At 63.1% G+C, this 14,209-nt stretch carries 11 protein-coding genes and 1 pseudogene; 11 read left to right on the plus strand and 1 reads right to left on the minus strand.

Translation table 11 applies throughout. The features are described from left to right. Window positions 1-571: 571 nt before the first annotated feature. The 9 genes and pseudogenes from FJ423_RS27135 to FJ423_RS27175 all read left to right on the plus strand — a co-directional run. Window positions 572-661 (plus strand): K(+)-transporting ATPase subunit F, encoded by a 90-nt coding sequence (locus FJ423_RS27135; protein ID WP_036257910.1) that lies wholly within the window; start codon window positions 572-574, stop codon window positions 659-661. 20 nt (window positions 662-681) lie between these two features. Continuing rightward, window positions 682-2,385: a potassium-transporting ATPase subunit KdpA gene (kdpA, locus tag FJ423_RS27140; RefSeq protein WP_140846023.1), complete on the plus strand. Its 1,704-nt coding sequence runs from the start codon at window positions 682-684 to the stop codon at window positions 2,383-2,385. A 7-nt stretch (window positions 2,386-2,392) separates the two neighbouring features. Then, window positions 2,393-2,623, plus strand: a complete 231-nt coding sequence (locus tag FJ423_RS27145; RefSeq protein ID WP_140846024.1) for a hypothetical protein — start codon at window positions 2,393-2,395, stop codon at window positions 2,621-2,623. Beyond that, window positions 2,620-4,716, plus strand: a complete 2,097-nt coding sequence (kdpB, locus tag FJ423_RS27150) for a potassium-transporting ATPase subunit KdpB (RefSeq protein WP_140846025.1) — start codon at window positions 2,620-2,622, stop codon at window positions 4,714-4,716. Before FJ423_RS27145 ends, kdpB begins: the two co-directional genes overlap by 4 nt. 12 nt (window positions 4,717-4,728) lie before the next feature. Next, window positions 4,729-5,292, plus strand: coding sequence for a potassium-transporting ATPase subunit KdpC (gene kdpC / locus FJ423_RS27155; RefSeq protein ID WP_140846026.1), 564 nt, complete (start codon window positions 4,729-4,731; stop codon window positions 5,290-5,292). Window positions 5,293-5,347: 55 nt separating this feature from the next. Then, window positions 5,348-8,071, plus strand: a complete 2,724-nt coding sequence (locus FJ423_RS27160; protein ID WP_140846027.1) for a sensor histidine kinase KdpD — start codon at window positions 5,348-5,350, stop codon at window positions 8,069-8,071. Then, entirely contained in the window at window positions 8,068-8,760 is a 693-nt protein-coding gene (locus tag FJ423_RS27165) for a response regulator transcription factor (protein WP_140846028.1), read from the plus strand. The genes FJ423_RS27160 and FJ423_RS27165 overlap by 4 nt, the downstream gene beginning before the upstream one ends. A 442-nt stretch (window positions 8,761-9,202) precedes the next feature. Further along, entirely contained in the window at window positions 9,203-9,583 is a 381-nt protein-coding gene (locus FJ423_RS33910; protein WP_348642931.1) for a hypothetical protein, read from the plus strand. Then, window positions 9,580-9,971: pseudogene (locus FJ423_RS27175) on the plus strand (endonuclease/exonuclease/phosphatase family protein); the annotation flags it as partial. The gene FJ423_RS33910 and the pseudogene FJ423_RS27175, both read left to right, overlap by 4 nt. A gap of 266 nt (window positions 9,972-10,237) precedes the next feature. On the opposite strand, the gene FJ423_RS27180 reads toward FJ423_RS27175, so the two are convergent. Next, the gene (locus FJ423_RS27180) at window positions 10,238-11,395 is read right to left on the minus strand and encodes a histidine kinase dimerization/phosphoacceptor domain -containing protein (protein WP_246680321.1); all 1,158 of its coding nucleotides are present in this window, start codon (window positions 11,393-11,395) and stop codon (window positions 10,238-10,240) included. A 1,095-nt stretch (window positions 11,396-12,490) separates the two neighbouring features. On the opposite strand from FJ423_RS27180, the gene rnz reads away from it, so the two are divergent. Next, complete coding sequence (rnz, locus tag FJ423_RS27185) at window positions 12,491-13,396, plus strand: ribonuclease Z (protein WP_140846058.1); 906 nt, start codon at window positions 12,491-12,493, stop codon at window positions 13,394-13,396. Window positions 13,397-13,405: 9 nt separating this feature from the next. After that, window positions 13,406-13,873 carry a metallophosphoesterase family protein gene (locus FJ423_RS27190; protein WP_140846030.1) on the plus strand — a complete coding sequence of 156 codons (468 nt, stop codon included), beginning with the start codon at window positions 13,406-13,408 and terminating at the stop codon, window positions 13,871-13,873. Window positions 13,874-14,209: the final 336 nt, after the last annotated feature.

A 14,209-nucleotide genomic window follows, 5' to 3' on the forward strand; every position in this document is an offset into this window, starting at 1 on the left:
ATGGTTAGCCAACCCATATCCTTCGTATGATCTCATATGGTCTGGCGAACCTAGAGATCAGGAAGAGGAGTAGTTTTCAATCCAGTCGATGGCTCTTCCTGTCCTCCAAAAAGGGCCATGAACACATCTTGACAACGGCATGAGCGCGACCGATTTGGGGCCGGAAGGAGACCAGCAACTTTTCGGATCCGCATGTCCGTTTTAAAGCCGCGGCGCCCCTATGCTGCGCCTCCTAGTCCGTCGCCGAAAACAGCTCTGTCTAGGCGCGTTGCTGCGGGAGCGGCATCGAAAGCTTTATAAGAATCCTATTTCTTTCCCACCCGCTCCGTCTCGAACCTTTATGGCGATCGGGTCCATATTTCCATTCGAAGAAACGCTGTGAATCGCCGTCACCCCCAAGGTGATGGGCCTCCGCGTGTAGTTTTCAGCCGGCCTGCGCGGGCCGGGCACAAGTGGAAAACAAGGAACGCCTGCCATGGACCTCATAGTTCTCGGAATCGGGATTTTATTCTTCGCTCTGTCCTTAGCCTACGTCAAAGCCTGTGACAGAATCTGAGCAAGGGACCGTGCCATGCTTTTCGACTACATCCTCGGCGGCGCGGTGACCTTATTCCTGCTTGCCTACCTTACCTATGCGCTCATCCGCCCAGAGCGCTTCTGACCGCACGCGGAGAGCCCATCATGACTATAAATGGCTGGATACAGATCGTCGTCTATTGCGGGATTTTGGCTTTGCTCGTGAAGCCGCTCGGTTTCTATATGCACCGGGTCTTCAGCGGCGACCGCACGTTGCTGTCGCCGCTGCTCGTGCCGATCGAGCGCGGGCTCTATCGCCTCGCCGGAACGAGCGAGAAGGAAGAACAGCATTGGGCCGTCTATGCGACCGGCATGCTGCTCTTCAACCTCGCCGGCTTTCTCGTTCTTTATGCGCTGCAGCGGCTGCAGGGCGCTCTGCCCTACAATCCGGCCGGAATGACCGCGGTAGAACCAGAGCTTGCTTTCAACACCGCCGCCAGCTTCATCACCAATACCAATTGGCAGAACTATGGCGGTGAAAGCACGATGTCCTACCTCGTGCAGATGGCCGGCCTCACCGTTCAGAATTTCGCCTCGGCCGCCACCGGCATTGCCATAGCCATTGCGCTCATCCGCGGCTTCGCCCGCGCGTCCGGCAAGTCGATCGGCAATTTCTGGGTCGATCTCACCCGCTGCACGCTCTACGTGCTGCTGCCGATCTGTATCGTGCTGACGCTTGCCTATGTCTGGCTGGGCGTGCCGCAGACGCTTGGCGCCTATGTCGACGCCACCACGCTGGAAGGCGCCAGGCAGACCATCGCGCTCGGACCGGTGGCCTCGCAGCTCGCCATCAAGATGCTCGGCACCAATGGCGGCGGCTTCTTCAATGCCAACTCGGCGCATCCGTTCGAGAACCCGGGCGCGATCTCCAACCTGATCCAGATGCTGTCGATCTTCGCGCTCGGCGCCGGTCTCACCAACGTCTTCGGCCGCATGGTCGGCAGTGAGCGGCAGGGCTGGGCGATCCTTGCCTCGATGGGCGTGCTGTTCCTCGTTGGCGCCGCTGTCTGCTACTGGGCGGAAGCCGCCGGCAACCCGCTCGTCCATGCGCTCGGCGTCGGCGGCGGCAACATGGAAGGCAAGGAGACGCGCTTCGGCATCGCCTTGTCGGCTCTCTTCGCCGTGATCACCACGGCCGCCTCCTGCGGCGCGGTCAACGCCATGCATGACAGCTTCACCGCGCTTGGCGGCATGATCCCGCTGATCAACATGCAGCTCGGCGAAGTCATTGTCGGCGGTGTCGGCGCCGGCTTTTACGGCATCCTGATGTTCGTCGTCCTCGCCGTCTTCGTCGCCGGCCTGATGGTCGGCCGCACGCCCGAATATCTCGGCAAGAAGATAGAGGCCAAGGAGGTCAAGATGGCGATGCTGGCAATCCTGTGCCTGCCGCTGGCGATGCTGATCTTCACGGCCATCGCCGTGGTCCTGCCGGGCGCTGTGGCCTCGATGGCCAATGGCGGCCCGCATGGCTTCACCGAGGTGCTTTATGCCTATACCTCGGCCGCCGCGAACAACGGCTCGGCCTTCGGCGGCCTCACCAGCAACACGCCCTGGTACAACATCACCATCGGCATCGGCATGCTGATGGGCCGCTTCCTGGTCATCATCCCGGCTCTGGCCATCGCCGGCTCGCTGGCCGCCAAGAAGACCGTGCCCGCCTCCGCCGGCACCTTCCCGACCGACGGCACGCTGTTCGTCGGCCTCCTGGTGGGCGTTATCGTCATCGTCGGCGGCCTCACCTTCTTCCCGTCGCTCGCCGTCGGTCCGATCGTCGAGCACCTAGCGATGATTCATGGAGAGACCTTCTGAGGTGACCATGCCCCGCTTCAACGACATACGACGCAACGACCGTCACCCGACCGGTGACGGAGCGCCCGACGACGGAAGGGACGAGAAGCCTCGACCTTTCCCGACGCTTTCAACCTTTCTCGGCATGGCGGCCGCGCTGTTCGTGTTGTGGCTGCTGGCCACCGGCCTGCCGCACCTGTTCCCGAAGACCGAACACCCGGCGCCTTCCAACATAACCGATACCGGAACCCAAAAATGAGCCAGTCCAAATCCGCTGTTATCATGGACGCGCGTATTCTGGTGCCCGCCCTCGGCGGCGCCTTGCGCAAGCTCGATCCGCGCACGCTGGCCAGGAACCCGGTGATGTTCGTCGTCGCGGTCGTCTCAGCTCTCACCACGGTGCTTTTCATCCGCGACCTGATCGCCGGCGGCGGCGATTTCGGTTTCACGCTGCAGATCATCATCTGGCTCTGGTTTACCGTGCTGTTCGCCAATTTCGCCGAGGCCGTCGCCGAAGGCCGCGGCAAGGCGCAGGCGGACTCGCTGCGCAAGGCGCGCACCGAGACCCAGGCCAAGTTGCTCACCAACGGCGAGGACCGCTCGAAGTTCAAGCTGGTTCCCGGCACCAGCCTGAAGGTCGGCGATGTCGTGCTGGTCGAAGCCGGCGACATCATCCCTTCCGACGGTGAGGTGATCGAAGGCGTTGCCTCGGTCAACGAGGCGGCGATCACCGGCGAATCCGCGCCCGTCATCCGCGAATCCGGCGGCGACCGCTCCGCGGTCACCGGCGGCACGCAGGTGCTTTCCGACTGGATCCGCGTGCGCATCTCCGCCGCGTCCGGCCAGACCTTCCTCGACCGTATGATCTCGCTGGTCGAGGGTGCGGAGCGCCAGAAGACGCCGAACGAGATCGCCCTCAACATCCTGCTTGTAGGCATGACGCTGATCTTCGTCCTGGCGACCGCGACCATCCCGAGCTTCGCCGCCTATTCGGGCGGCTATATCCCGGTGACGATCCTCGTCGCGCTGTTCGTGACGCTGATCCCGACCACGATCGGCGCGCTGCTGTCGGCCATCGGCATCGCCGGCATGGACCGCCTTGTGCGCTTCAACGTTCTTGCCATGTCCGGCCGCGCCGTCGAGGCCGCCGGCGACGTCGACACGCTGCTGCTCGACAAGACCGGCACCATCACGCTCGGCAACCGCCAGGCCACCGAGTTCCGCCCGGTCAAGGGCGTCACCGAGCAGGAGCTGGCCGATGCGGCTCAGCTTGCATCGCTGGCCGACGAGACGCCGGAAGGCCGCTCGATCGTCGTGCTGGCCAAGGAGAAATACGCCATCCGCGCCCGCGACATGGCAACCTTGCACGCCACCTTCGTGCCATTCACCGCGCAGACCCGCATGAGCGGCGTCGACATCGATGGCGCGTCGGTGCGCAAGGGCGCGGTTGATGCGGTGCTGGCCCATGTCAACCGGGCGACCGTCGCCGCCCATGGCACGCGTCCGACGACCGAAACGATCCGCGACCTGCAGGCGATCGCCGACGAGATCGCCAAGGCCGGCGGAACGCCGCTGGCGGTCGAGCGCGACGGCCGCCTGCTTGGCGTCGTCCACCTCAAGGACATCGTCAAGGGTGGCATCCGCGAGCGTTTCGCCGAACTGCGCAAGATGGGCATCCGCACGGTGATGATCACCGGCGACAATCCGCTCACCGCCGCGGCAATTGCCGCCGAAGCCGGCGTCGACGACTTCCTCGCCCAGGCGACGCCGGAGAACAAGCTGTCGCTGATCCGCGAGGAGCAGGCCAAGGGCAAGCTGGTCGCGATGTGCGGCGACGGCACCAACGACGCGCCGGCGCTGGCCCAGGCCGATGTCGGCGTCGCCATGAACACCGGCACCGTCGCCGCGCGCGAGGCCGGCAACATGGTCGACCTCGACAGCGATCCCACCAAGCTGATCGAGATTGTCGAGATCGGCAAGGCGCTCCTGATGACGCGCGGCTCGCTGACCACCTTCTCCATCGCCAACGACGTGGCCAAGTACTTCGCCATCATCCCGGCGATGTTCGCGGTCTTCTACGTTGCGCCCCGCCAGTCCACCGGTCCGCTGCAGGCGCTCAACATCATGCATCTGGCGACGCCGCAGAGCGCCATACTGTCGGCCATCATCTTCAACGCGCTGATCATCATCGCGCTGATCCCGCTGTCGCTGAAAGGCGTGAAGTATCGTGCCATCGGCGCCGGCGCGCTGCTCACCCGCAACCTGCTGGTCTATGGCCTCGGCGGCATCATCGTGCCGTTCGTCGGCATCAAGGCGATCGACCTGATCGTCACAGCCCTCGGCCTCGCATAAGGATTTGCCTCGATGTTCAAGCAACTCAGACCCGCTTTGGTCATGATCGTCTTCTTCGCGGTGCTGACCGGTCTCATCTATCCGATCGGCATGACCGGCATCGCCCAGGCGCTGTTTCCGAACCGGGCCAATGGCAGCCTTGTCGAAAAAGACGGCAAGGTCATCGGCTCCAGCCTGATCGGCCAGGCTTTCGCCGGCGACCGCTATTTCCACGGCCGGCCGTCGGCGGCCGGTGAAGGCTACGACGCCGCCGCCTCCGGGGGCTCGAATCTCGGCCCGACCAATCCCAAGCTCATCGAGCGCATCAAGGACGACGCCGAGAAGCTCAAGGCGGAAAACCCGAATGCGCCGGTGCCGATGAACCTCGTCACTACCTCGGGCAGCGGTCTCGATCCCGACATCAGCCCGGACGCTGCCTATTTCCAGGTGTCGCGCGTCGCCCAGGCTCGCGGCGTGGACGAGGCCAAGGTGAAGGTGCTGGTCGACAGCCATGTCAAGGACCGCGAGCTGGGTATTCTCGGCGAGCCGGTGGTCAACGTGCTGGCGCTGAACCTGGCGCTGGACGAGCTGAAGTAATCCGCTGCGCGCCGGGGATCGACACCATCGCCGGCGCAATTCATGATTGGACCTGATGCCGGACGACGGGACCGACCTCGAGAACCGACCCTCCCCCGACGCGCTGCTGGAGCATGCCGAGCGCGAGGGCCGTGGCCGGCTGCGCATTTTCCTCGGCGCCGCGCCCGGCGTCGGCAAGACCTACGAGATGTTGATGGCGGGCCGCGCCCTCCGCGCCGACGGCGTAGACGTCGTGATCGGCATCGTCGAGACGCATGGCCGCAAGGAAACCCAGGCCCTGGTCGATGGCTACGAGGTGATCCCGCGCCGCCTCGTCGATTATCGCGGCCAGACCCTAGACGAGATGGACATCGATGCCATCCTGAAGCGGCGCCCCGCCCTCGTCCTGGTCGACGAGCTTGCCCACACCAACGCGCCGGGCAGCCGGCATCCCAAACGCTATCTCGATGTGCAGGAGATCCTGGCGCAAGGCATCGACGTCTACACCACGCTCAACATCCAGCATGTCGAAAGCCTGAACGACGTCGTCGCCCAGATCACGCGAGTCAGGGTGCGCGAGACGGTTCCCGATTCGATTATCGACGAGGCCGACGACATCGAGATCATCGATCTCACACCCGACGACCTGATCAAGAGGCTGCAGGACGGCAAGGTCTATGTCCCCAACACCGCGCAGCGCGCGATCGAGAATTATTTTTCGCCGGGCAATTTGACGGCGCTTCGCGAGCTGGCGCTGCGCCGCACTGCCCAGCGCGTCGACGAGCAACTGCTCAACCACATGCAATCGCACGCCATTCCGGGGCCGTGGGCGGCCGGCGAGCGGGTTCTCATCTGCGTCGACTCGCAACCTGGCGGAGCGGCCCGCATCCGTTACGCGCGCAGGCTCGCCGACCGGCTGCGCGCGCCCTGGACGGCGCTGCATGTCGACACGCCGCGCCTCGCCGGCCTGTCCGAGGAAGACAAGGACCGCTTGGCCAGGAACCTGCGTCTTGCCGAACAGCTCGGCGCCGAGATCGCCACCATTCCCGGCCAGAACGTCGCCCAGGACATCGTGCGTCACGCAACGGCGAACAACTTCACCCATATCGTCGTCGGCAGGCCGACCCGCTCGCGCTGGCGCGAACTGATCGAGGGCTCGCTCACCTATGATCTGATCCGCAATGCCGGCGACATCAGCGTCCATGTCATTTCGGGCGCCGAGCGAGGCGGTGACACGCCGTCGGCGCGGGTGAAGGCCGCGCCCGAGCAGAAGCCCTTCCAGATCTGGCCCTATTTGTTCTCGACGGCCTATGTCGCCGGCGCGCTCGCCGTCGGCTCGATCCTCGACCGCTTCCTCGACGTCCGCAATCTCGCGAGCGTCCTGCTGCTGGCCGTGCTGACCTCGGCCGTGACCTTCGGGCTCTGGCCAGCGCTCTATGCCTGCTTCCTGAGCGCCCTTGCCTTCAATTTCTTCTTCCTCGAGCCGCGCTACACGCTGACGATCAGGGACCCGGAGAGCATCGTGGCCTTCTCGGTCTTCCTCGTCGTTGCAGTGATCGCCAGCAATCTGACGGCGCGCGTGCAGCGCCAGGCCGTCGCCGCCCGCTCGCGGGCGCGCGCTACCGCGGACATCTATTCCTTTTCCAGGAAGCTCGCCGGCGCAGGCACGCTGGACGACGTCTTATGGGCCACCGCCTTCCAGATCGCTTCGATGCTGAGGGTCCGCGTCGTGCTGCTTTTGCCGGAAAACGGCACCATCACCGTCAAGGCCGGCTATCCGCCGGACGACACCTTGGCCGAGGCCGATATCGCGGCCGCCCGCTGGGCCTGGGAGCACAACCGCGCCGCCGGCCGCGGCGCCGACACCTTGCCCGGGGCAAAACGTCTGTATCTTCCCTTGCGCACCGGACGAACCGCGATCGGCGTCGTCGGCCTCGACAATGATAAGCAGGGTCCGCTGCTGACGCCCGAGCAGCAGCGGCTGCTCGACGCCTTGGCCGATCAGGCTGCGGTCGCCATCGAGCGCGTCCAGCTCGTCGCGGATGTCGACCGCGCCAGGCTTGCGGCTGAAGCCGACCGGCTGCGCTCGGCGCTGCTCACCTCGATCTCGCATGACCTCAAGACGCCGCTTGCAGCGATCATGGGCGCGGCCGGCACCCTGAAGGAATTCGCGCCGGCGCTGCCGGAAAAGGATCGCGCGGAGCTTCTGGCGACGGTCGTCAGCGAGTCCGAGCGGCTGAACCGCTTCATCGCCAATCTGCTCGACATGACCAGGATCGAGTCGGGCGCGATGGAACCGAATTATGGGCTCCACTATGTCGGCGATGTCGTCGGCTCGGCGTTGAACCGGGCGCAGAAGATCACCGCCCAGCACAAAATCGAGACCGACATCCCGGCCGACCTGCCGATGCTGCGGCTCGATCCCGTGCTGTTCGAGCAGGCATTATTCAACCTGCTCGACAATGCCGCCAAATACGCCTTGCCCGGCTCGGCCATCCGGCTGCAGGCCTGGGTCGACAACGGCGCCGTCATCCTGCAGTTGATCGATGAGGGGCCGGGCATCCCGCCTGGCGATCTGGAGCGGATATTCGACACCTTCTACCGCGTGCGCAAGCGCGACCAGGTGCGTGCCGGCACGGGCCTCGGCCTGTCGATCAGCCGCGGCTTCATCGAGGCGATGGGCGGCACGGTCACGGCGGCCAACCGCACCGACCGCCCAGGCGCGATCTTCACCATCCACATGCCGGTGCCGGCTGAGTTGCCGGCGCTCGGCGCACCCCTTACGGATGATGCGGCATGACAAATCAGACCGTCTCCATTCTGGTCGTCGACGACGAGCCGCCAATCCGCAAATTGCTCCGCGTCGGCCTGGGCAGCCAGGGCTATGCGGTCTCCGAAGCGCCGAACGCCAAGGCGGCGATCGAACTCTTGCAGACCGAACGGCCGGACCTGATCCTGCTCGATCTCGGCCTGCCCGGCATGACCGGCCTCGAATTGCTCGGCAAATGGCGCGGCGACGGGCTCGGTGTCCCGGTCGTGATCCTGTCCAGCCGCACCGACGAGGCCGGTATCGTCGCAGCACTTGAGCTCGGCGCCGACGACTACGTGACCAAGCCCTTCGGCATGAACGAGCTGGTCGCGCGCATCCGCGTGGCGCTGCGCCACAAATTCCAGCAACAGGGCGAGAAGCCGGTGTTCCAAACCGGCGACCTTTCCGTCGATCTTGTAAAGCGCATCGTCAAGGTCGAGGACAAGGAAGTGAAGCTGTCACCCAAGGAATACGAGATCCTGCGCATGCTCGTGCAGTATGCCGGCAAGGTGCTGACGCACCAATTCCTGATGAAGCAGATCTGGAACGACTCGACCGACGTCCAGTATCTCAGGGTCTATGTGCGCCAGCTGCGGCAGAAGATCGAGAAGACGCCGGACCAGCCGCGCTACATCATCACCGAGACCGGCGTTGGTTATCGGCTGCGTGAGGTGGACTGACGAGCGATCGACGACCGCCGATCTCAAGGCGCTGTGCCGTGACGGTCAGTCCGCCGACAGGTCTCTTCAAAACGAATCTTTCGCACTGGTGCCTGTGCCTAGAAGGTTGATGCTAGCTTGTCCGCTTGTGGAAGACGGATGGCCCATCAGAATGACTGACATGAGGCGCAAAGCGGCCGATTCGCGTGACCGGTTCTAGCGTGCCGCGAGACGTTTCCTGATCGGTCACGTGGACGATGCCGAGGGGCTTTTAACCTGTGTCCAGATGGGAACAATCGAGTTCCATGGATGGGGAGCACGCATCGAAGACGTCGAGAAGGGTCGAGGTCGAACACAAGGCGGTCGGCCTTCGAGGCGGTCCGGGCTGCCGCATTCCAGTTCCGGGATATACTGAAATCCCTTGGATTGACCACCTTCCCGATGCTGACAGGCGGCAAGGGCGTTGCATGTAATCGCGCCGCTAACGCCGCGAGCCGAATGGCCTGAGGTGAAGGCCTTCGCCTCCGGGCTTGCTCAGGCGGTCGCGCAGAGCGACCCGGCCCACTTTACGGCGGTGATGTCGAAGGCAAAACGCAAGGGGCGGATCTTCGTCGACTATCTGCGCAACCAGCGCGGCGCCACGGCGATCATGCCTTATAGCGCCAGGTCGGGGCCGGGCGCCCCGGTCGCAGCACCTGTCACCTGGGCGGAGATGAAGACGATCGATGCGCCCTCGCATTTCCATGTCGGCGATGCGCCTGAGTTGAAGAAGCGCGCCGCATCGAAGGCCCTCGCGGGCTGGGGCCGGGCCGATCAGTTCCTGCCGGACCTCATGAAGCCATGAGGATCGCCACCTACAACGTCAACGGCGTCAATGGCCGCCTGCCGGTGCTGCTGCGCTGGCTTAAAGAGGCAGCGCCGGACATTGCCTGTCTCCAGGAACTCAAGGCGCCGCAGGAGAAGTTCCCGGAAGGGCCGATCCGCGACCTCGGCTATGACGTGGTCTGGCATGGGCAGAAAAGCTGGAACGGCGTCGCGATCCTGAGCCGGGTCGGCAACATCCACGAAACGCGGCGCGGCCTCCCCGGCGACCCGACGACAGCCATAGCCGCTACATCGAAGCAGCCGTCAAAGGCATCCTGATCGGATGCCTTTATCTTCCGAATGGAAATCCGAAGCCCAGCGCCGCGTTACGGGTCTATCGGCGGCCCGCCTCCTTTCTTGCGCAGCTTGATCGTTGCAGAGCTCAAGCTTGTGCGCTCGGTTTAGAAAAGTGCGCAACATGCTGCTGCGGCTTCCCTGGAAGGCGGTTGTTCCAAGTGACCGAGATACGGAACTCAACTGATCCAGTTCGCCGTCGCGCACGCCCAACGGCAAAGGCGCGTCTCTGGTTGATGTTGGCGACGTACGTGAGCCCTGAGCCCGCGTTGCGATTTGGATGATGCCGCCTCATCGATCTGCGCTGGGGAGCCAACGCAAACCGCGAGAGGAGGGAGCTCTATGCAATGACTGGGAAAAACACGGTGATTGTCGTGCCCGTAGCGGAGCTCTCTTGCTCGACCTTGCCACCTATCTGCCGGGCGAGCGCCTGGATCAATTTCTGTCCCGACCCGCCAGGTCGGGGATTCTGGATGCCTCGACCGTTGTCGGCAACAGTCAGGCGTGCCTCGCCGTAGCCTATTCCGGACTCAAGCTTGACAACGATTCGCCCGCCCTCCGCCCCGAACGCATGCTTGACTGAGTTCATTGCGGCTTCATTCAAGATAAGACCGAGCGGCACCGCGCGTTCAATCGAGAGCTCGACCTCGTCCGCCGCGATCTCGATCGTTGCAATTTCCACCTGCGCCTGAAGCGAAGCGCACAGCGCCCTCAGATAGCCGGCGACGTCCACCGTTCGGAGGTCCTGACCCGGTGCCAGTTGGTCATGAGCAAGCGAAATGGCATTAACTCGGTTAGCCACGTGTTCCAAGGCCCGGTGCACTTCCGACCTGTCAAGGCGCCGCTTCTGGATGGCTATTGAGGCCAGGATGAGCTGAAAGTTGTTCTTTACGCGGTGCTGCATCTCCCGCAGCAGCACCTCCTGTTGTTGCGCCTGTACTAGAGGAGCGGTGGCTTCCACGTTGCTTCGCTCCAAATTGGGCCGCCGCATCGCTGAAGCAATGACGGCGGCGGCAGCCGTCATGAAGTCGACGGTATCTTCGCTGAAGTCGCGGGTGACCGAGGAATCCACCTCCAGCACGCCCCAAGCCGCGCCCTTGATGAGGATCGGCACGTTTGCCAGCGACTTGATGCCGTGCTCTTTCAGCACATCGGAAAAGACGTATTCGCCATCCTGCTCGGCCGCCGCGCCATCGACAATTACCAAAGGCTCGGCTGTTTGATAAGTTCGGCCAGGCGGCGATCGCAGATCCGCCGGAAAAACAGCGTTCCGCAAAGTACCTTCCTTCCACCCGAAGCCGGCCTCCATGAACAGGTCCGCGGTGCGCGGGCGGTAGCGAAGGACCTTTGTATGGTCTATCTCAACGGCCCGGGCTACCTGCACACAGGCCTGATCGAGGAAGCGGCTGAGCGGAGTTTCCTCGCCCGCTAAGCGGCCAAGGTCCACGAGAATGCGGACATGTCGGCGTAACTTGGCTAGGTCGGTGCTGGAGTCCAATGATGAGGTCCTCTCGCAGGGTTGAATACCAACGTGTAAGCCTGCGAATTGCTCCCATCTCGCAGCCGGGGGAGCGAAGCCAGGGAAGCAGACAGGCACAATCCGTCCCCTCAGCATTTGCCGATAACCTTAGCCGCTCAACCAAACGGCGCATCTACAAGGCGTCTTGAACAGCAAATCCGCTGAACTAAACCGCTTGCCGGTCCGTTGGGAGCTAGGCGTCTAGGGTTAGGCAGGGTCCTGCCGCCGCGCAGCGGGCCAGGAGGTCGCGATGCCTGCCCGTCGCAAGGGCCTTCGCCCTAGATGAAGTCGCGCAACGTGTCGCCAGCGTTGGCTTCGCGGGTTAGGAGAACCTGGACCCGGGCAAGCGCCAGAAAACCGGCCTTCCAGCCATGATCTGTAATCGTTGACATCTGCCACTTTATCGCCAGTTCGACCAGGTACGACCCCGAAGTGATCCCCGCTGAATTGCAAGAAGGTTCGCGCCTGCAGAACCGGTGCCGTTCCGTGCGACCGTCGAGGCAATCAGCAACCTTTGTTAGTGGCTTGGCGCTGACCGCACCGTGATTCACGGACCTTTCGATGAAACGAGTTCCCTCGTCGCCGGCCATTGGTTTGAACGCCAAGGACATGGCGGATGCCGTTGCCTAGGGTGAAGCGGTGACCCGAACCCAATGCCAGGCTATAGCGAGATCCAGATCCACTCCCATCGACAGGGTCGCCTGAATAACAGATACCTTTCTGCTGCTGTCCCACTGTCAGACGGACCCAGCAGAACCTAATTCACCCCGCCCTGTTTCGGGTTGAGCGACCGAAGAGGACAAATATGAGATCAAAATCATCGCGAGACATGCCAGGTACCAAACCCGGGAACGACAAAGAGCGGGATACCTGGGAAGCGGAGGCCAAGACACCCGACAACACCAATGACTGGGACCGCGACTAATCCACGGTGATGGTGAAAGCGCCGGGATATGGCCCGAGCAGGGCACGGACTCAAAATAGCCAAAGACGGCCACAGCACACTGGCAGCGTGGGAAGGCGTTGTTTGCCCGCTTTGAGGCCTCATAGCTCGCGGGCTAGACTACCTCCATGATTTTGAGACTGACGTTTCTTGGCACGTCGGCCAGCGTACCCTCTGCCGAGCGAAATCACCCTGCCCTGCTTGTCGAGGCCGGAGGCCACCGGATTCTAGTCGACTGCGGGGAAGGCACTCAACGCCAGCTGCTGCGCAGCGGCGCCGGCTTCAGGCGGCTTCATCGCCTACTGCTCACCCATGCCCATTTCGACCATATCCTTGGGATCCCCGGCCTGTTCTCGACACTCCGGTTGCGGCAAAGCGACGATCTCCTGACCGTCCATGGAGGCTCGGACACCCTCGATGTCGTTGTCCGCATGCTCGCTGGTCTGTGGGGTGAAGGACGAGCGCCGATCCCACTAACGCTTGAGCCGCTGACGCCCGGCCGGTTTTTCGACGCGGACGAATTCGTGATCGACTGCTTTCAGGTTCGTCACCGCGACACAGATAGCTATGGCTTCGTGCTCGAGACACCACCGCGCCGCCACCTTCGCGCCGACTACCTCACGTCTCTAGGTGTGCCAGAGGGTCCAATCAGGAAGGAACTGGTGGAGGGCCGGTCCATCACCCTCGTCGATGGCCGAACAGTTGCTTCCGAAGACGTGATGGGCCCGCTGGACCCAGGCAAGAAGCTGGTCATCATCGGCGATACGGAGTCGACCGATGATCTCGCGGAACATGTCCGCGGCGCCGATCTTCTGGTGATCGAGGCCACCTTCTTGGAACGAGATGCGGCCATGGCGCGCGACTATGGTCATCTCACGGCTGCGCAGGCAGCATCTCTGGCAGCGACGAGCAACGTGAAGCAACTCATTCTTACGCATATCTCCGGCCGCTATGCCGCCGAAGAAATTCTCGCGGAAGCCGCGCGAGCATTTCCGAACAGCCGTATTGCGGCCGATCTCGATGTGCTCACCATATAGCGGCCGTCAATGACATTCAGGATAGGCATCATCTCTGACACGCACGGCCTGCTGAGGCCTGAGGCGGAACGACGCCTGGCCGGGGTAAACCACATCATCCATGGCGGCGACATCGGCAGTCCTGAAATCATCACCGCCCTTCAGCAGATCGCGCCGGTTACCGCCATCAGAGGAAACGTCGACACAGCTGAGTGGGCTGCGACCTACGCCGATACGGCGTTGGTGCGGCTGGCAGGCCGAACATTCTACGTCCGCCATGATTTGAAAACACTGCAGCTCTCACCAGCAGCACTCGGTATCGACATGGTCGTGTCGGGCCACTCCCATGTGCCGAAACTCAAAATCGTTGGCGGTGTGCTCTACCTTAATCCGGGCAGTGCCGGTCACCGTCGTTTCAAGTTGCCGATCACGCTTGCGACGGTTGATATCACGCCTGACGGTCTACAGCCGGCCATTCACGATCTAAGTAGCGGCTAAAAAGCCGGCTCAACGCATTCGCATGCCAATTGGGTACTCGAAACCGGGTCTCAACGCCCTCCCGAGTAACCGAAGGGCTGTCCGTTTCGCGACTTCCCGTCCCTTGGGCCAACGGCAGCAACGGCAGCTCAGGAGGGAGTGCAGTCAGCCCAAACGTCCGTGGCCTCCTCACGCGATGCCTCCCAAACTGCCCGAAAACCGAACCCCCTTTCCGGCGTTAAAAACGCCTGTAACTCAGGCTGAGGCGCGACCCGGAAAGTTCGAAAAGCTTCCAAGAACCTCAGTCGGCGGCCAATTGTAGAACTGCCTGTCGACCCGTTTATCGGGGACCTTCGT

It is taken from the genome of Mesorhizobium sp. B2-8-9 (genome assembly GCF_006439475.1).
In the GTDB taxonomy this organism is placed as follows: Bacteria; Pseudomonadota; Alphaproteobacteria; order Rhizobiales; family Rhizobiaceae; genus Mesorhizobium.

Bases quoted from the DNA above. Each gene is read 5' to 3' on its own strand.
- FJ423_RS27190 (WP_140846030.1), top strand. From the start codon at position 13,406: ATGACATTCAGGATAGGCATCATCTCTGACACGCACGGCCTGCTGAGG.
- kdpB (WP_140846025.1), top strand. From the start codon at position 2,620: ATGAGCCAGTCCAAATCCGCTGTTATCATGGACGCGCGTATTCTGGTG.
- kdpA (WP_140846023.1), top strand. From the start codon at position 682: ATGACTATAAATGGCTGGATACAGATCGTCGTCTATTGCGGGATTTTG.
- FJ423_RS27135 (WP_036257910.1), top strand. From the start codon at position 572: ATGCTTTTCGACTACATCCTCGGCGGCGCGGTGACCTTATTCCTGCTT.
- kdpC (WP_140846026.1), top strand. From the start codon at position 4,729: ATGTTCAAGCAACTCAGACCCGCTTTGGTCATGATCGTCTTCTTCGCG.
- FJ423_RS27145 (WP_140846024.1), top strand. From the start codon at position 2,393: ATGCCCCGCTTCAACGACATACGACGCAACGACCGTCACCCGACCGGT.
- FJ423_RS27165 (WP_140846028.1), top strand. From the start codon at position 8,068: ATGACAAATCAGACCGTCTCCATTCTGGTCGTCGACGACGAGCCGCCA.
- FJ423_RS27160 (WP_140846027.1), top strand. From the start codon at position 5,348: ATGCCGGACGACGGGACCGACCTCGAGAACCGACCCTCCCCCGACGCG.